Annotated in this window: 15 protein-coding genes; 13 read left to right on the top strand and 2 right to left on the bottom strand. The window is 68.8% G+C overall.

Translation table 11 applies throughout. The annotated features are described in order from the left end of the window. Window positions 1-177 precede the first annotated feature (177 nt). Window positions 178-1,455 carry an IS701 family transposase gene (locus tag ACZ59A_RS44360; RefSeq protein WP_470971422.1) on the top strand — a complete coding sequence of 426 codons (1,278 nt, stop codon included), beginning with the start codon at window positions 178-180 and terminating at the stop codon, window positions 1,453-1,455. 62 nt (window positions 1,456-1,517) lie between these two features. Here the strand turns inward: ACZ59A_RS44360 and ACZ59A_RS44355 are convergent, their stop codons facing one another. Together ACZ59A_RS44355 and ACZ59A_RS44350 are read right to left on the bottom strand one after the other, a co-directional pair. Further along, on the bottom strand, window positions 1,518-2,249 hold the full coding sequence (locus ACZ59A_RS44355; RefSeq protein ID WP_470971420.1) for a DDE-type integrase/transposase/recombinase: 732 nt from the start codon (window positions 2,247-2,249) through the stop codon (window positions 1,518-1,520). 185 nt (window positions 2,250-2,434) lie between these two features. Beyond that, on the bottom strand, window positions 2,435-3,343 hold the full coding sequence (locus tag ACZ59A_RS44350) for a LysR family transcriptional regulator (RefSeq protein ID WP_470971417.1): 909 nt from the start codon (window positions 3,341-3,343) through the stop codon (window positions 2,435-2,437). 538 nt (window positions 3,344-3,881) lie between these two features. On the opposite strand from ACZ59A_RS44350, the gene ACZ59A_RS44345 reads away from it, so the two are divergent. The 12 genes from ACZ59A_RS44345 to ACZ59A_RS44290 all read left to right on the top strand — a co-directional run bounded on the left by ACZ59A_RS44345 (window position 3,882) and on the right by ACZ59A_RS44290 (window position 18,015). Beyond that, complete coding sequence (locus ACZ59A_RS44345; RefSeq protein WP_470971415.1) at window positions 3,882-5,591, top strand: class I adenylate-forming enzyme family protein; 1,710 nt, start codon at window positions 3,882-3,884, stop codon at window positions 5,589-5,591. A gap of 20 nt (window positions 5,592-5,611) precedes the next feature. Then, window positions 5,612-6,760 (top strand): acyl-CoA dehydrogenase family protein, encoded by a 1,149-nt coding sequence (locus tag ACZ59A_RS44340; RefSeq protein WP_470971413.1) that lies wholly within the window; start codon window positions 5,612-5,614, stop codon window positions 6,758-6,760. Then, complete coding sequence (locus ACZ59A_RS44335) at window positions 6,757-7,527, top strand: enoyl-CoA hydratase/isomerase family protein (RefSeq protein ID WP_470971410.1); 771 nt, start codon at window positions 6,757-6,759, stop codon at window positions 7,525-7,527. Before ACZ59A_RS44340 ends, ACZ59A_RS44335 begins: the two co-directional genes overlap by 4 nt. Window positions 7,528-7,549: 22 nt before the next feature. Then, window positions 7,550-8,320 carry an SDR family oxidoreductase gene (locus tag ACZ59A_RS44330; RefSeq protein WP_470971408.1) on the top strand — a complete coding sequence of 257 codons (771 nt, stop codon included), beginning with the start codon at window positions 7,550-7,552 and terminating at the stop codon, window positions 8,318-8,320. Window positions 8,321-8,326: 6 nt separating this feature from the next. Next, on the top strand, window positions 8,327-9,589 hold the full coding sequence (locus tag ACZ59A_RS44325; protein WP_470971405.1) for a CoA transferase: 1,263 nt from the start codon (window positions 8,327-8,329) through the stop codon (window positions 9,587-9,589). 75 nt (window positions 9,590-9,664) lie between these two features. Then, the gene (gene fabG / locus ACZ59A_RS44320; RefSeq protein ID WP_470971403.1) at window positions 9,665-10,405 is read left to right on the top strand and encodes a 3-oxoacyl-ACP reductase FabG; all 741 of its coding nucleotides are present in this window, start codon (window positions 9,665-9,667) and stop codon (window positions 10,403-10,405) included. A 50-nt stretch (window positions 10,406-10,455) separates the two neighbouring features. After that, complete coding sequence (locus tag ACZ59A_RS44315) at window positions 10,456-11,667, top strand: acetyl-CoA C-acetyltransferase (RefSeq protein ID WP_470971401.1); 1,212 nt, start codon at window positions 10,456-10,458, stop codon at window positions 11,665-11,667. 33 nt (window positions 11,668-11,700) lie between these two features. Continuing rightward, window positions 11,701-13,296, top strand: a complete 1,596-nt coding sequence (locus tag ACZ59A_RS44310; RefSeq protein ID WP_470971398.1) for an acyl-CoA dehydrogenase family protein — start codon at window positions 11,701-11,703, stop codon at window positions 13,294-13,296. A 209-nt stretch (window positions 13,297-13,505) separates the two neighbouring features. Next, window positions 13,506-14,825 carry an MFS transporter gene (locus tag ACZ59A_RS44305; protein WP_470971395.1) on the top strand — a complete coding sequence of 440 codons (1,320 nt, stop codon included), beginning with the start codon at window positions 13,506-13,508 and terminating at the stop codon, window positions 14,823-14,825. A gap of 99 nt (window positions 14,826-14,924) precedes the next feature. Beyond that, the gene (locus ACZ59A_RS44300; RefSeq protein WP_470971392.1) at window positions 14,925-16,055 is read left to right on the top strand and encodes a thiolase family protein; all 1,131 of its coding nucleotides are present in this window, start codon (window positions 14,925-14,927) and stop codon (window positions 16,053-16,055) included. Between the two features lie 27 nt (window positions 16,056-16,082). After that, window positions 16,083-17,228, top strand: a complete 1,146-nt coding sequence (locus ACZ59A_RS44295; RefSeq protein ID WP_470971425.1) for an acyl-CoA dehydrogenase family protein — start codon at window positions 16,083-16,085, stop codon at window positions 17,226-17,228. A gap of 22 nt (window positions 17,229-17,250) precedes the next feature. Next, window positions 17,251-18,015, top strand: a complete 765-nt coding sequence (locus ACZ59A_RS44290; RefSeq protein ID WP_470971390.1) for an SDR family NAD(P)-dependent oxidoreductase — start codon at window positions 17,251-17,253, stop codon at window positions 18,013-18,015. The last annotated feature ends 22 nt before the right edge of the window (window positions 18,016-18,037 follow it).

Here is an 18,037-nt window from a genome sequence, read left to right as displayed (position 1 = left end):
ACATCCGCGCCTGGGTCAGGAACTGGAACACAGACCCGAAGCCGTTCATCTGGACCAAGACCGCCGAGGAGATCCTCGAATCCCTCGCCCAATTCCGCCGACGAATCTCCGGCGCAGGACACTAGTAGGGCTCCGTTAGGTCTGTCTGCCTGCCGTGTTCAGGGGCAGGAGGACTGTGTGGACGCACATGACGTGAATCGTGTTCGGGCGACGTTGGCGTTATTCGTGGCGGATGTGTTCGCCTCGGTGCCGCGCAAGGACCAGCGGGCCAAGAGCGACTGCTATCTGCGCGGACTGATGACGGACGGCCGCCGCAAGTCGATCCAGCCGATGGCGGAGCGTCTGCCGGACGGCAATGAGCAGAATCTGCAGCAGTTTGTGAACCAGTCCACGTGGGATCCGGTGCCGGTGCGGCGGCGGATCGCCGAGCGGCTGGTGCCGCGGATCGGTCCGGACGCCTGGGCGGTCGATGACGTGTCGTTCCCCAAGGACGGCCGGATGTCGGTCGGTGTCGCTCACCAGTACTGCGGTGCGCTGGGCAAGCAGGCCAACTGCCAGGTCGCGGTCAGCGTGCACGCGGTCTCCGACACGGCCTCGTGCCCGCTGAACTGGCGGCTGTTCCTGCCCAGGGAATGGGCGGATGACGCCCTCCGGCGCCGACGGACCCGCGTGCCCGAGGACGCCGGGCACCGGGAGAAGTGGCGGCTGGCACTGGACGCCCTCGATGAACTGGCCGGATGGGGACTGATGCCACCCGTCGTGGTGGCGGATGCCGGCTACGGACAGAACGCAGACTTTCGTGCCGGCCTGGCCGAGTGGGGACACGCATACGTGGTCGGCATCCGCGGCGATATCACCGTCCAGCCGCACGATGCGGTCCCCACGGCCCCCGCCTGGTCCGGCAACGGCCGCAGGCCCCAGCCCCGCTACCGGCAGCCACCGGTGACGGTGGCGGACCTGGCAGCGGGCGCCGGACGGGAAGCCTTCAGCCAGGTGACCTGGCGGGAAGGCTCCCGCGGCGCGATGACCTCCCGTTTCCTCGCAGTACGGGTTCGGCCGGCCGGGGTGCGCTCGCGTCGGCTGGCCCAGGCAGCCGCGGTGGCCGAGCACGGCCGGTGGGACGGCGTCCTGCCCCAGGTGCGGCTGCTGGCCGAATGGCCCGACGGCGAAGACGAACCGACCCGGTTCTGGCTGTCCGACCTGCCCGACGACACCCCGATCGCCGACCTGGTCCGGCTGGCAAAGATCCGCTGGCGCATCGAGCACGACTACCGCGAACTCAAGCACGGCCTAGGCCTGGACCACTTCGAAGGCCGCTCCTGGAACGGCTGGCACCACCACATCCCCCTGGTCACCGCCGCCCACGCCTTCCTCACCGAACAGCGGCTGGCCCCAAAAGCCGACACAGCAGACTCACCCTCTACCAGATCCTCGACACCCTCCAGGACCTGCTGAACTGCTGGACCGGCATCTGCACCACCTGCCACCAACCTCTGCCCAGCAGGACCACACCAAGATCAAGACAGACCTAACGGAGCCCTAGAGTGGCCTGCGAAGCCGACCGCCTCCGGGTGCAGAGGGACCGCCTCGCCCGGGGCTACGTGCCGACGCACGACGGTCCTGGTCCGGTCGTAAACGATCGTCATCGGCACCCCGCCGAAATGGGCAAGCGCCCGGCGGTGGCAGTCGAAGAAGGTTTGTAGGTCCTGGCCTGTGGTGAAGCAGCAGAACGGATCGCGAGAGTACGACAGCGTCATGTGGAACGAGTAGACCTTCGCGATGCCCATGTGAGCCAGGATCTTGCCCTCATCGTCCCAGTCCACCTGAGCCTGGGCACCGGGGATCACCTCGAAGCGGCGGTGCATGCCCGCCAGTTCCTTCGGCGAAATGCCGAGTTCCTCGGCGATCCGCGGGCGGGCTTCCTGAACATAGAGCTTGGTCCGCTGGTAGTTTGCCGTGAACCCGTACTCGCCTGCGAGCCGCTCGTGGATCACGGCTGCCTTCATCAGAATCTCCGCCCGCAGCATCGAGTCGACCAGCGGAGCGAACTCGTCGATCACCCTCACCCGCGACCGCCCAGTCGGCGACCGGCGTGGAGGCGACACAGGCCCTTCGGCGGACAAGTACTTGCTTACCGTCCGCCAGTTGAGTCCGGTCTCCTTGGCGACCTCCGACAGGCTCATGGCTCCGGACTCGACGAGTCCGCGAAAGCGCCGCAGTTCCAACCAGCGTTCCGGATCCAGGACCACGGGTCACCCCTCTCGGCGACCTCGAACAACAAGCAGCAGAGTGCCGAACGGCGGCCCTCAGCACATCAAGAACTCTGTACGTTCATCCGTACGCGGCTATGCACATTCACGCGTACGCCGACACCAGTTCTTTCGGGCCGTGCACGGCCTGTGACGAACTCCCGCCCCCAAGGGAGAGGGGCAACTCACTGACCGGGCATTTGTCGAGCCGGCTCCGGCGAGCGCTCCCGGCGCACGACCTCGGCGGAGTTCAAGAAAGCCGTGGCGGCGGGGGAGAGCCGTCCGGGGCGGAACACGAGACCCACCGCACGCCTGATCTGCGGAGCCATCGACCGCACCACCACGTTGCGGAGCTCGCTCTCCGCGATCCGCCGGGGAAGGAACGTAGCGCCTCCCCCGTGCATGACCAGCTCCCAGATCGCTTGCCGGTGCGCGCATTCGACGGCCACGCAGCCGATGGATCGGTCCACTGCCTCGTCGATGGCGGCTCGGCTCCCGGATCCCGAGGACTCCAGGACCAAGGGAATGCCGTCGATCGCTTCGAGCGGAACAGGGTCGGGAAGCCCCGCGGCCAGGTCCTGAGGCAGGACGAGGGCGATCTCCTGGTCCCAGAGTTCGCGGGTCTGCAACGTATCGCTCTTCACAGGGAAGTCCGTCAGCCCCAGCTCGGCCTGCCCCTGCCGGACCTGGCTCACGACACCGGATGAGCTGCCGGGATCGAGAACGGTGACCATGATGCCCGGATGCAGTTGGTGGAGCCTGCTGATCAGTTCCGGCAGCGGATCGGCGGACAGCGTCGACAGAACCGCGAGCTCAAGGCGTCCGGTGACCAAGTCCCTGACAGCGTGCGCCTTGTTCCTCGCGCGCTCGACGTCGGCCAGGATCTTCCGTGCCGGCCCGGCGAACGACTGTCCGCCGGCCGTCAAGGTCAGCCGACGGCCTGACCTGTCGAACAGCTGGATGCCGAGCTGGCGCTCCAAACTGCGGATCGCCTGGGAAAGCGACGGCTGCGCGATGTAGAGCGCCTGCGCGGCTTTGGTGACGCTGCCGTGGTCGATGACCGCAACGAAGTACGCGACGAGCCGCAGGTCCATGGTCGAACGATACGACACCTTCAGTCGCTCCCCTGCCGGGCGAGACGACTCCGACCTGCGCTCATAGGTCCTGGTGATAGGTCCGTACACGCACTGGTCTTTGTACGCCCCGGCCCGGCAGTGGTGCAGTCAGGTGTACCGGGACGCGGCCGCCAGGCGGTTGCGTTGCGGTCGCCCCGTCCCTCGGCCCGCTCAGGAGCTGGGAAGATGACAACCGAGACCTGTAAGACCGCCGCCGTCGCCGGTGGGGTGCTGCGCCTGCCGCACCGCCCCCGGCACAGATCGCGATGGAACTCGCCCTGACCGGTGGTCCGCGTCCACCACCCTGCCGAACGGGACGCGCGCCCACACTCGGGGGCCGACCGCGAGCGCCCGACCCCGGCGGTGCGATCCACCCGGCACGCGACCCGGTTCGCCGGTAGGTGCTGCGGAGGGCGGCATTCGCGCCGGTACCGGGCCAGGACACCCGTGCGATCCCGCCCGAGCTGGGACATACCTCTCCGGACATGGAAAACCTGCTGTTGGAAGGGGCCGTGCTGTGAACTCGTACTGGCCGGAGGCGATGCCGACTTCGCTCGATTATCCCGAGCTGACCTTGGGAGAGCTGTTCACCGCCGCCGTGAAGCTGTACGGCGGCCGGGCGGCCGTCGTCGACGGCGAGGAGCAGTTCACCTTCGCCCAGTTGCACGAGCGCTCCGCCGCGTTCGCCCATGGTGTGCGGGACGCCGGCGTCCGCGAGGGTGACGTCGTCCTCCTGCACCTGTCCAACAGCGTGTGGTTCCTGGTCGGTTACTACGGCGCGCTGCTCGCCGGAGCGACCGTTTCGCTGGCCAACCCGTTGCAGCCCGCGCCGCAATTGCGCGCCCAACTGCTCGACACCGGCGCGGCTCTCGCCGTCAGTCATCCCGCCCACGCTGCCACGCTGCTCGAGGCCGGTGCGGGATCGGCCCTGCGGACGGTCGTCGTCGTCCCGCCGAGTGCCTGTGCGCCGTCCGCCGAGCCCCCTCCGGTCGACGATGGTGTGGTGGCCCTCGCGGACTTCGTCGCGGGCCGAGCCGGCGTCCCTCCTCAAGCCACCGTCACCGCGGGCGCCGTGGCCCACATCGCCTACACGGGCGGCACCACCGGGGTCTCGAAGGGCGTCCGGGTCCTGCACCGCAACGTGGTCGCCAACGTCACACAGATGGTCGCCTGGCGCGCCGCCCACCTGGTCACAACCACCGAGGACGGCGATCTCCGGCTTTCCCCGATCGCAGGGCTGCACGACGCGGGAGTGCGGCCCGGAAGCGCGGTCACGGTAGTCGTGTCACCTTTGTTCCACGCGCTTGCGCTCATCAACATGAACTTCCTGCTGCTGTGCGGAACCACCATCGTGCTCGCTGGACGCTTCTCTCCCGAGCGCCTGCTCGAAGCGATCGAGCGTCACCGCGCCACCTACCTGACCGGCAGCCCGACCATGTGGCATGCGCTGCTGGACAGCGCCGAGGTGAACGACCGGGACCTGTCCTCGGTGCGGGGGATCTCCTCGGGAGCGGCCCCGATCGACCCGCCCACCCTCCAAGGCCTCGAATCCGCCTTCCCCGCAGCGGTGGTCGGCGAGGGATACGGACTCACCGAGGGGACGTGCCTGGTGACAGCGGGGCCGCTGTTGCGGAGTGCCGAGCGCAAACGCGGCAGTGTCGGCCTGCCGGTCATCGACACCACGGTGGAGGCCCGACCCGTCATCGGCGGCGACGCCGCGCTCGGACCGAACGAGGTCGGTGAGCTCTGGGTGCGCGGCCCGCAGGTCACGGCGGGTTACCTGAACCAGCCGGAAGCCACCGCCGAGCAGTTCGTCGGCGGCTGGCTGCGCACGGGAGACCTCGGTTACGTCGACGAGGACGGCTTCGTCTTCATCTCCGGCCGCGCCAAGGAGATGTTGATCTACAAGGGCTACAACGTGTATCCGCGCGAACTCGAAGACGTCCTGCACAGCCACCCGGACGTGGGGACGGCGGCGGTCATCGGCCGGTCCGTCGCCCGCGTCGGACAGGAGCCGATCGCCTTCGTCGTGCCGCGGCCCGGCGTGGCCGTCGACCCGGACGAAGTCATGGCGTATGTCGCCGAACGGGTCCTTCCGTACAAGAAGATCCGGGCCGTCCACGTCGTCGACACGCTGCCCACCACCGCCGCCGGAAAGATCCTCAAGGCCGAGCTGCGTGCGCGGATCGAACAGGACGGTCAGTCGACCGCAGCGCGTGCCCGGTGAATCAAGAACGGAGAGAACCCATGGAAGCCGCGGATTTCGAGGCCGTGCTGAACGCGATCAGGACCTTCGTGCGCAAGGAGGTCGTGCCGGCCGAGGAGGTGATGGAGAAGACGGATGAGATCCCTGAGGCCATCCGCGCGCAGGCGGCGGAGATGGGGCTCTTCGGCTACGCGCTGCCCGAGGAGTACGGCGGACTCGGGTTCTCGATGACCGAGGACGTCCAGCTGGCGATGGAGGTCGGCTACACCGCACCGGCCTTCCGCTCGATGTTCGGGACCAACAACGGCATAGCCGGCCAGGTGCTGGTGAACTTCGGCACCGATGAGCAGAAACAGCGGTACCTGCCGGGCCTGGCCGCGGGCCACAAGATCGCCTCATTCGCCCTGACCGAGTCCGAAGCGGGCTCGGACCCGAGCGGTCTGCGGACGCGGGCGGTCCGGGTCGAAGGCGGTTACCTGCTGAACGGCCAGAAGCGGTTCATCACCAATGCGACCCGCGCCGACCTGTTCATGGTCTTCGCCAGGACGAACGCCGACACCGAGGGTACCAAGGGCATCTCCGTCTTCGCGGTCGAGTCCGGTACCAAGGGGCTCACCGTCGGTCCCGAGGACGAGAAGATGGGACAGCGCGGTGCGCACACCGCGGAGGTGTTTCTCGACGACGTCTTCGTATCCGAATCCGCGCTGATCGGCGGGTCCGAAGGCGAGGGCTTCCCGGCCGCTATGCGCTCGCTGGCACGCGGCCGGCTGCACATCGCGGCCATCTGCGTCGGGCTCGCACAGCGGCTCGTCGAGGAGAGCGTCAACCATGCCGCGGCGAATCGGCAGGGTGGTCGTCCCATCGCGGAGTTCCAGCAGGTGCAGGCGATGCTCGCGGACTCGCAGAGCGAACTCCTCGCGGGCCGGGCGATGGTGCGTCAAGCGGCGAAGGCGTACGACGACGGCAGTGACCGCCGCATGGCGCCGTCATGCGCGAAGCTCTTCTGCTCCGAAATGGTCGACCGGGTGGCGGACCGCGCCGTCCAGATCCACGGTGGCCTGGGCTACATGCGCACGGTCGCGGTCGAGCGGTTCTACCGCGATGCCCGCCTGTTCCGGCTGTACGAGGGCACCAGCGAGGTGCAGAAGGTCATCATCGCCAAGCAGATGCTCAAGGGGGCGGGCCGATGACGGACCACGCCGTACTCGTCGCGCAGGATGGTCCCATCCGGACGCTGACCCTGAACCGGCCGAGCCGCCGCAACGCCCTGGACCTCGACGACCGACGGGAGCTGCTGGCCGCACTGCTGGACGCCGAGGGTGACCACAGCTGCCGGGCGGTGGTGCTCAACGGAGCCCGAGGAGTGTTCTGCGCGGGCGGCGACATCCGATCGATGTCGCGGGACCGCGATGTCGCGAGGGCACGGCTGGCGGTGGTCAACGACATCGCGCGCGCTCTGGTCCGTTCGCCGAAGCCGGCGGTCGCCGCTGTCGAAAGCGGTGCGTTCGGTCTCGGACTGTCTCTCGCCGCCGCGAGCGACTACGTGGTGGCGGCAGCGGACGCCAGGTTCGTGGCCTCGTTCGCCAAGCTCGGACTGACCGCTGACACCGGCCTGTTCTGGAGCCTGTCCCAGCGGGTCGGACCCGGCCGAGCCAAGGAGCTCATCCTGCTCGCCGGCGAGCTCACTGCCGAACAGGCGCACCGGATGGGCCTGGTGAGTGAGGTCGTGCCGGCGACGGAGGTCATGGACCGGGCCATGGAGCGGGCCGGACAGCTCGCCGCGGCGTCGCCGGCCATGGTGGCGGGAACCAAAAAGATCTTCGCCCAGGACCGGCAGGACCTGGAGTCGGTTCTCGCCGCCGAGGCCGAGGTGCAGGTCGAGTTGCTCGCCGGTGACGACTTCGCCGAAGGACGTGCCGCGTTCCTGGAACGTCGTACGCCGACTTTCACCGGCTGAGCCGCATTCTTCTGGAGAACTCATGTTGCAGCAGGGAACGTTCGACGGCCGGGTGGCTGTCGTCACGGGCGGCGGGTCGGGTATCGGGGAGGCGATCGGCCGGGAACTCGCCCGTCTCGGGGCGAAAATCGCCGTTCTGGGGCGCACCCGGGACAAGCTGGATGCTGTCTGCTCGGACATCAACGCCGCGGGCGGCACAGCCAAGGGCTATCAGGTGGACGTCCGCGACCGGTCGCGTGTCGAGGCGGTGATCGACTCGGTGATGACGGACCTCGGCCGCATCGACCACCTCGTCAACAACGCCGCGGGAAACTTCCGGGTGGCGCCGGAGCAGATGTCGCCGAATGCCTGGAACGCGGTCGTCGACATCGTCCTCGACGGCACCTGGCACTGCACGCAGACCGTGGGCAGGCACATGATCGAACGCGGCGGCGGGTCGATCCTCAACATCGGCTCGACGATGTCGAAGCAGGGCGGCCCGGACACGGTCCACTCCGCGAGCGCCAAGGCCGGTGTGCGCGCGATGACCAAGTCTCTCGGCGCGGCCTGGGGGCCGTATGGCATCCGGGTCAACGTCCTCATTCCGGGGATGACCGAAGGGACCGCCGGTGTCGAGGTTCTCCACCGGACGCAGGAGGACTTCGACGAGGCGGTCGGAACCGTCCCCCTGGGCCGGCTCGCCACCCGTGAGGAGATCGCCCAGGTGGCGAGCTTCCTCCTGAGCGACTACGCGGGCTACATGACGGGGGCGGAGCTCGTGCTCGACGGCGGCCGCTCGCTCGGAAGGCTGTGACGCGCCATGCACAGTGTCCTTGAGAAGGACGCCCGGCGGTCCCAACCGCTGCGGGGCATGCGGATCGTCGAGATCTCGAGCTATGTGGCGGCCCCGCTGAGCGGGATGACCCTGGCTCAGCTGGGCGCCGACGTGATCCGGGTCGAGCCGCTCGACGGTGCCGCCGACCGCACCCGCCGGCCGCTGGCCGAAAGCGGGACGAGCCTGTACTGGTCGGGGCTCAACAAGGGCAAGCGGGCCATCGAGGTGGACCTGTCCTCCGAGCGGGGGCGCCGACTCGTCGGCGATCTGATCGTCGCGGGAGGACGGCGCGGCGGCATCGTCATCAGCAACTCCGAGCGCCACCCGGATCTGACCTTCGAGACCTTGCGTGCGCGCCGCCCCGATCTGGTCCACGTGCTGCTCACCGGCCGCCGGGACGGCGGAACCGCGGTGGACTACACCGTCCAGGCGGCAACCGGATTCCCCCTGCTGACCGGCCCCGAGAACTCGGCACAGCCCGTGAACCACCTGATGCCCGCGTGGGACGTCGCCGCCGGGCTCTACCTGTCGGTCGGACTGCTGGCCGCCGAACGGCACCGCCTGCTGACGGGGGAGGGGCAGCAGGTACGGGTCGCGCTCGAGGACGTTGCCCTGGCGACCGCCGGAAGCCTCGGTTACCTCGCCGAGGCGCAACTGGGCAGCACGCCGCGTGAACGCGGCGGCAACTACGTCTACGGCAGTTTCGGCCGTGACGTCACCACCGCCGACGGTGAGCGGTTGATGATCGTGGCGCTCACCGCCGGGCACTGGCGGGACCTTCTCGCCGCGACGGGTCTCACCGATGCGGTGTCCGCGCTGGCTTCCGCGCTCGGGGTGGACTTCGCCGAGGAGTCGCAACGCTATCGACACCGGAAGGTGCTCGGAGAGCTGCTCGCGGGCTGGTTCGAGACCCACACCCTCGCCGAGGCGGAGAAGGTGCTGCGCGCGACCCGGGTGCTGTGGTCCACGTACCGGAGCTTCACCGACCTCGCTGCCGACGGTGCGCGTCTGCTGCGTGAGAATCCGCTGATGGCGGAGGTCCGGCAACCCGGGGTCGGAAGGTACTGGGCGCCCGGAGCGCCCGTGGTGATGGACGGGGAGCAGTCGCCGCCCGCGGCGTCGCCGCTGGTGGGCCAGCACACCGACGAGGTCCTGCGAACCGAACTCGGACTGTGCGCGACCGACCTCGCGACGCTGAGCGAGACAGGCGTCATCCGGACACACGACGACGAGCGGGGCGCGACATGACCGACAGCGATGACCGCAGTGACCGATGACGCACGGGACGAGAACCCCCGAACAAACGAGGGAAGTTGATCACTCATGGCGCTCCTTTCCGGCAAGACCGCGGTCATCACCGGCGGTGCTCAGGGCATCGGTCTCGCGATCGCCGGGCTGTTCGTCAAGGAGGGTGCGAGAGTCGTCCTCGGTGACCTGAACCCCGATGCCGCCGAGGCGGCGGCCAAGGACCTCGGCGGTCCCGCGGTCGCCCGAGCGGTGCGGTGCGACGTCACCAGCTCCTCCGAGGTGGACACACTGACCCGGGCGGCGTTGGAGGACTTCGGCTCGCTGGACATCATGGTCAACAACGCCGGGATCACCCGCGACGCGACGATGCGGACCATGGCCGAGGAACAGTTCGACCAGGTGATCGACGTGCACCTCAAGGGCACCTGGAACGGCACGCGCACGGCGGCCGCGATCATGCGCGAGCAGAAGAGCGGCGCGATCGTGAACCTCTCGTCGCTGTCGGGCAAGGTCGGCATGGTCGGCCAGACCAACTACTCCGCCGCCAAGGCCGGGATCGTCGGCCTCTCCAAGGCCGCCGCCAAGGAACTCGCGCACCACGGCGTGCGCGTCAACGCCATCCAGCCCGGCCTGATCCGCAGCGCGATGACCGAGGCGATGCCGCAGAAGGCGTGGGACCAGAAGATGGGCGAGATCCCCATGCAGCGCGCCGGCGAGGTGCACGAGGTGGCCTCCGTCGCGCTGTTCCTGGCCTCCGACATGTCGTCCTACATGACCGGCACGGTGCTGGAAGTGACCGGCGGAAGGTTCATGTAGATCGATGAGCTGGGAACCGCACACACCACCCTGCCAGGAAGGCACCGGTCATGCGCGAAGCGGTCATCTGTGAGCCCGTACGTACTCCGATAGGCCGCTACGGCGGGATGTTCAAGAGCCTGACGGCGGCCGACCTCGGCGTGACCGCCCTCAAGGGACTGATCGATCGCACCGGCATCGCGCCCGAGGCGATCGAAGACGTCGTCCTCGGCCACTGCAACGCGAACAGCGAGGCGCCGGCGATCGGACGGGTCATCGCGCTCGACGCCGGTCTTCCCGTCACCGTCCCCGGCCTGCACATCGACCGCCGGTGCGGATCCGGTCTCCAAGCCGTAATCCAGGCCGCCATGCAGGTGCAGACCGGTATCCATGAGGTCGTCGTCGCAGGCGGCACCGAGAGCATGAGCAACGCCGCGTTCTACTCGGTCGACATGCGGTGGGGCGCGAAGAACGGCATCGCGATGCACGACGGCCTCGTACGCGCCCGGGCAACGGCCGGTGGGAGGAATCACCCCGTCCCCGGCGGCATGCTCGAGACAGCCGAGAACCTCCGCCGTGAGTACGCGATCCCACGCGAGGAACAGGACGAACTGGCTCTCGCGTCCCACCAGCGGGCGGTCACGGCGCAGGCCGACGGGATGCTGGCCGAAGAGATCATCCCGACCACGGTCAGGACCAGAAGCGGCGACGTCGTGATCGACACCGATGAGCATCCGCGCGCCGATACCTCGCTGGAGTCGTTGAGCGGACTCAAGCCGCTCCTGTTCGACTCCGACCCGGACGCCACGGTCACGGCGGGCAATGCCAGCGGCCAGAATGACGCGGCCGCCATGTGCGTCGTCACCACACCCGAGCGCGCTGGGCAGCTCGGGCTGCGACCACTGGTCCGCCTCGTCTCGTGGGGTGTTGCGGGAGTCGCTCCGAAGACCATGGGCATCGGCCCGGTCCCCGCCACCGCGGCCGCCCTGCACCGCGCCGGCCTCTGCCTGGACGACATGGACCTCATCGAGCTGAACGAGGCGTTCGCGGCTCAGGCGCTCGCGGTCATGCGGGAATGGAAGTTCGGTGACGGCGACTTGGAGCGCACTAACGTCCATGGCTCCGGTATCTCGCTGGGGCATCCGGTCGGGGCGACCGGTGTGCGGATGCTCGCGACGTTGTCCCGGGAGCTGCATCGCCGGGACGCCCGGTACGGCCTGGAGACCATGTGCATCGGTGGCGGCCAGGGGCTGGCCGCGGTCTTCGAGCGGGTGACGGCGTGACCGGGCCGGTCGCATCCCTGGAGGAGGTCTGAGATGGAGCACACCCCGCCGAATCTTGCCCGCGCGCGTGCTGTCGTCGAGGTGCTGGAGACCGCGGTCGACAAGGCGGCCGCCCACCTCGCGTCGCAGCAGCCGGAAGAGAACCAGGCCGTGGCGTACGATCTGGCGTCGATCTCGGCGGCTGTCGCGGCGGCCGCGGAACTCCTCGACTACGGCGCCGAGGGCCGGACCGAAGCGGATCTGGCGTTGCTCTTCGCTGCCGACGTCGCCGCGGACCTGGCCGGCCGCATGGCCGGCCGGGAATCCCTGTGGGGCGTGGACAGGTCGGCCCTGGACGGCATCGCCGTCCATGTCGCCGCGGGACGTGACCCGGCCTTCCTGGAGCGCGTGGCCGAACGGGTGATGGCCACCCGCGAGGCGGGGCCGCGCCACCTTTCCGAAGAGCTTCAGCTGGTCCGCACCACTTTCCGCGGGTTCGCCGAGGACCGCGTCCTTCCGGTGGCGGACCGGATCCACCGTGATGACGAGGACATCCCCGCCGGCATCATCGACGGACTCGCGGGCATGGGGTGCTTCGGGCTGTCGATCCCCGCTGAATACGGCGGCTGTGCGGAAGGCGGAGCCGATGACCTGCTGAGCATGGTGGTGGTGACCGAGGAGCTCTCCAGGGCCTCCCTCGGCGCCGCCGGCTCGCTCATCACGCGTCCCGAGATCATCGGCACCGCGATCGCCCGCGGTGGCACCGAGGAGCAGAAGCGGCGCTGGCTGCCGGCGATCGCCGCGGGGGAGAAGCTGTGCGGGGTCGCGGTGACCGAGCCGGACCACGGGTCGGACGTGGCCCGGGTGACCACAGTCGCGATCCGGGACGGCGACGACTGGGTCCTGAACGGCGTCAAGACCTGGTGCACCTTCGCCGGTCGTGCGCATCACCTCCTCGTCCTGGCCCGCACGGACCCGGACCACACCGCCGGCCACCGCGGGCTGTCGCTCTTCGTCGTCGAGAAACCGTCCTTCCACGGTCATGAATGGAGTGTCACCCAGGACGGAGACGGATCCATCGAAGGACGGGCGATCCGTACCCTCGGCTACCGGGGCATGCATTCCTTCGAGGTCAGCTTCGATCGCTGGCGCGTGCCCGCCGGCGACCTGATCGGGATGGACGACGGTCTTGGGCGCGGGTTCTACCTTCAGATGCAGGCATTCGCCAACGCGCGGCTACAGACCGCCGCCCGTGCCGTCGGGGTCATGCAGTCAGCGCTCGAACTCGCCCTGAACTACACGCGGCAGCGGTCGGTCTTCGGCCGGTCGCTCGCGGAGCACCAGCTGACCCGCGCCAAGATCGCCAGGATGGCCGCGTTGATCGCCGCGTGCCGGACCTTCGCCTTCGCGGCGGCACGGGCCGTGACGGCGGGCGGCGGTCAACTCGAAGCGGCGCAGGTGAAGCAGCTTGCCTGCCGGGCAGCCGAATGGGTCACCCGTGAAGCGCAGCAGCTGCACGGCGGCTATGGGTACGCGGAGGAGTACAGCATCTCGCGGTTGTTCGTCGATGCCCGGGTGCTGTCCATCTTCGAAGGCGCCGATGAGGTTCTGGCCCTGCGCGTCATCGCCCGCCAACTGACGAGGCCCTGACCGCGCTGCGCATTCGCGCCCGGACACCTTCACTTCCGCGGGGCCGAGTTGCCGTCATAGGAGCTGCCTATCTCCGTGTTCAGCGATCTGTCTTTGACAGTGTGATCTGCGTCTCGTCCAATCAGGTAGGCAAGCCGGCCACTGAATCAGGAATACCCGCGATCGCACCTCATGGCCATTGGCTGCCTTGACGTCGAAAGGACAATGAAGTGACTTCGACAAGCCTGAAAGCCTCCCGCAGACCCTCGGTGGGGGAGCGGAACGAGTCCCGGGCGCAGGCATGGAGCCTGACCGTCATTGTGGTCGTCCTGTACATCGTCAACTGGAGCGACAAGGCGATCCTCGGATTGGTGGCCCAGCCACTGGCCGAGGAGTTCGGTCTGTCGGCCTCGCAAATCGGGTTGGTGGGCAGTGGTTTCTTCCTGACATTCACCATCGGCGGCTTCTTCGCCGGTCCGCTCGACAAGTTGATGAGCGTGCGCTGGTCCCTCGTCCTGCTTTCCCTGGTGTGGGCGGCGACCATGCTGCCGATCATCGCGGTGGCCAGCTTCTCGGTCCTCCTGGTGAGCAGGCTCGCGCTGGGCTTCGCCGAAGGGCCGACCTCGGCGTTGGCGTACACCGCCGTCTACTCGTGGCACCCGCCGGAGAAGCGCGGCCTTCCCGGTGCCTGGATCACCGCCGGTTCGTCCATCGCCAAGATCGCCGTCGCACCGGTGCTCGCGCTCGTCATCGCCGCCTGGGGCTGGCGACCCGCCTTCGTCGTCCTGGCAGTGATCGGCGCGGCCTGGTGCGGAGTGTGGCTCGCCACGTGGAAGGAAGGTCCGTACGGGAAGGGCCCGCGGTCGAGCGCCGCGGGCACGGACGAGGAGCAGCCGAAGGTGCCCTGGGGCAAGATCTTCCGGACCCCGACGTTCCTGGGTGGCGCGGGGGCGATGTTCGCCATGTACGCATTGGTGACGGTCGTCCTCACGTGGTTGCCGTCCTATTTCGAGGTCGGGCTCGGCTACAGCAGGCTCCAGGCGGGCACCATGTTCGCCTTTCCCAGCATCGTCTCCCTGGTCTCCTTGGTGGTGTCGTCCTACATCAGCGACAAGCTGCTCGGCCGGGGAGTCAGCTCCCGGGCGGCGCGGGGAGTCCTGCCCGGTGCCGGCCTGCTGTTCTGCGGGCTGTCCCTGGTGCTCCTGCCGGTGATCGGCGTCCCGGTCCTCGTGGTCGTGGTGGTGTCCCTGGGCTACGGGATCGGTTCCATGATCTTCCCCCTCCTGAACGCGGCCATCTCGGAAATCTGCCCGCCGAAACAGCTGGCCGGCGCGCTTGGCGTCTTCCTCGCGCTGATGTCGCTGGGCGGTCTGGTCGCGCCGTATCTGGTGGGGGTGATAGTCGACGCGGCGAGTTCGCCCGCCGCCGGCTACGCGACCGCGTTCCAGGTGTTCGGCATCGTCGCGGCCGTCGCGGCCGTGATCGCGCTGATCACGGTGAATCCCGAACGCGACGCCCGTCGGCTGCTCGGCCCGACGGTCAAGGCATAGGCATCGCCGAACAGTCCGATAAAGGCTCGCTCTTTGTCCGGCCGCTCCCGATCGTGATTCATTCAAGCCGGTCACAATTCGTGAGGCAGGAGACCACGTATGAATGACGCCGTCATAGTCGACGCGGTGCGCACGCCGGTGGGCAAGCGCAATGGTTCACTCGCCGGAATTCACCCCGCCGACTTGTCGGCGCACGTCCTGACGTCGCTGGCGGACCGCACCGGGATCCGGCCGGACGAGGTCGACGACGTGGTGTGGGGGTGTGTGAGCCAGGTCGGAGACCAGGCACTCAACGTCGGGCGGATGGCCGTGCTGGCGGCGGGCTGGCCGGAGAGCGTGCCCGCGACCACGGTGAACCGCGCGTGCGGGTCCAGTCAGCAGTCGGTCCACTTCGCCGCCGCGGGCGTGATCGCGGGACAGTACGACTTCGCGGTCGCCGGCGGTGTGGAGTCCATGAGCAGGGTGCCGATGGGGCGCGCGGGGCAGGGTGGCCGGCCCAACCCGTCCACCGTGCTGGAGCGTTACGGTGTCGAGGGGTTCAGCCAGGGCACCGGCGCCGAGATGATCGCCGAGAAATGGCACCTGTCCCGCACTCGGCTCGACGAGTTCTCGTTGCGTTCGCACGAGCTGGCGGCCACCGCGATCGACAGCGGTGTCCTGGACGCCCAACTCGCTCCGGCCGGCGGGCTGAAGTCCGACGAGGGGGTGCGGCGCGGCGGGTCCCTGGAGACCTTGGCCGCGCTCAAGACGGCGTTCCGGGAGGACGGTGTTATCCACGCGGGCAACTCGTCCCAGATCTCCGACGGTGCCGGGGCCGTGCTGATCACCTCGAGCGAGCAGGCGAAGAAGCGCGGGCTCGTCCCCCTCGCGCGGGTGCACACCGCGGTGCTCGCGGGCGACGACCCCGTCATCATGCTCACCGCGCCGGTCCATGCCACCGCCAAGGCATTGCGCAAATCCGGCCTCGGCATCGACGACATCGGTGCGTTCGAGGTGAACGAGGCGTTCGCGCCGGTTCCGCTGGCCTGGCTCGCCGAAACCGGCGCGAAGCCGGAACGGCTCAACCCGCTCGGGGGAGCGATCGCGGTCGGACACCCGCTGGGCGGCTCGGGCGCGATCCTCATGACGCGGCTGGTGCATCACATGCGGGACAACGGAATCCGCTACGGGCTCCAGACGATGTGCGAGGCGGGCGGGATGGCGAACGCCACCATTCTCGAACTGCTCTGATCGCGGATGCGGGAGATGAGGTACGAGGTGCACGGCACCACCTACACCGAGGAGCACGAGCACTTCCGGGGAGTGGCTCGCGAGTTCCTGGCCAAGAAGGTCGTTCCGCGGTTCCCGGAATGGGAAGAGGCCGGGCTGGTCCCGCGCGAGTTCTTCCTCGAGCTGGGCGAGCTGGGGGTACCCGGGCTCCAGATTCCCGAGGAGTACGGCGGGGGAGGCGCGGAGAGCTTTCTGTTCAACGCGGTCTGGCTCGAGGAGACCGCCCGTGCCCATGTGCACTTCGGCGGGCTGAGCGCGCACACCAATGTGGTGCTGCCCTACGTCATGTCCTATGCGAACACCGAGCAGAAGCGGCGCTGGCTGCCGGGCATGGCCGACGGAGTGCTCATGAGCGCCATCGCCATGACCGAGCCGGGCACCGGGTCCGACCTGGCCGGGATGACCACCACCGCGCGGCGCCACGGTGACCGCTACCTCCTCAACGGCGCCAAGACCTTCATCACCGGTGGCGTCAACGCCGATCTGGTGATCGTGGTGGCCCGCACCGCGCACACCGATGACCGCAGGGACGGGCTGTCGCTGCTGGTCGTCGAGCGCGACATGCCGGGGTTCACGCGCGGCCGGACGCTGGACAAGATCGGTCTGAAGGTTCAGGACACCGCGGAGTTGTCCTTCGACGACGTCGAGGTGCCGGTGGCGAACCTGCTCGGTGAGGAGGGCAAGGCGTTCTGCTACCTGGCCGGGAACCTGCCGCAGGAGCGGCTGCACATCGCGGTCACGGCCGTCGCCGCAGCGGAGGCGGCCATCGCGACCACCGTGGACTACGTGAAGGAGCGGCAGGTGTTCGGCAAGCCGGTGGCGGCCTTCCAGAACACCAAGTTCGAACTCGCCGCGTGTGTGGCGGAGACCGACGCGGGCCGGGCGATGCTGGATCGTGCCCTGCTCGCCCACGACGCCGGGGAACTGTCCGGAGTGGACGCGGCCAAGCTCAAGATCTTCTGCACAGAGCTCCAGGGGCGAGTGGTCGACCGCTGCCTCCAGCTGTTCGGCGGCTACGGCTACATGCGTGAGTACCCCATCGCGCGGTTGTACGCGGATGCCCGCGTCACCCGGATCTACGGCGGCACCACCGAGGTACTCAAGACCATCATCGCCAAATCCCTCGGCCTGTGAGCAGGCGGGAAAGGTAGCGGATATGCGTTTGGAAGGACTCTCGACCGCGATCACCGGCGGCGGGTCCGGGCTGGGCCTGGCCACCGCGCGGCGCCTGGTCAAGGCCGGCGGACTGGTCACGCTGATCGACCTGCCCGGCTCCGAGGGGGAATTGGCGGCCCGCGAACTCGGAGAAGCGGCGCACTTCGCCCCGGCCGACGTCACCGACCCCGAGCAGTTCGGCGCGGCGCTGGACGCCGCCGACGAGCGGGGCGGGCTCCGCGCACTCGTGCACTGCGCGGGTGCGGGACGCAGGATGCGGCTGCTCGACAAGGAGGGAAATCCCGGATCACTGGAGGACTTCGAGTTCGTCGTCCGGCTCAACCTCATCGGCTCCTTCAACGCACTGCGCCTCGGCGCCGCCAGGATCGCCCGGCGCGAGGAGATCGACGGGGAGCGCGGCGCGATCGTGCTGACCGCCTCGGTCGCCGCGTACGAAGGCCAGATCGGCCAGATCAACTACACCGCGGCCAAGGCCGGCATCGTCGGGATGACCCTCACCGCGGCCCGCGACCTGGCGAGCCGTGCGATCCGCGTGTGCACGATCGCGCCCGGGATCATGGACACTCCGCTGCTCGGCAGGCTGCGCGAGGACGTCCGGGAGTCGCTGGCGGCGTCGGTGCCGAACCCGCACCGCCTCGGCCGCCCGGACGAATTCGGACTACTGACCTGCCAGGTCCTGGAGAACCCCTACCTCAACGGGGAGACGATCCGCCTGGACGGGGCCATCCGCATGGCGCCGCGGTGACCCGCGGGGGCGCGTAGGGTCT

The organism is Streptomyces sp. NPDC040405 (genome assembly GCF_055595765.1).
This window is presented reverse-complemented; position numbering and strand designations above follow the sequence as displayed.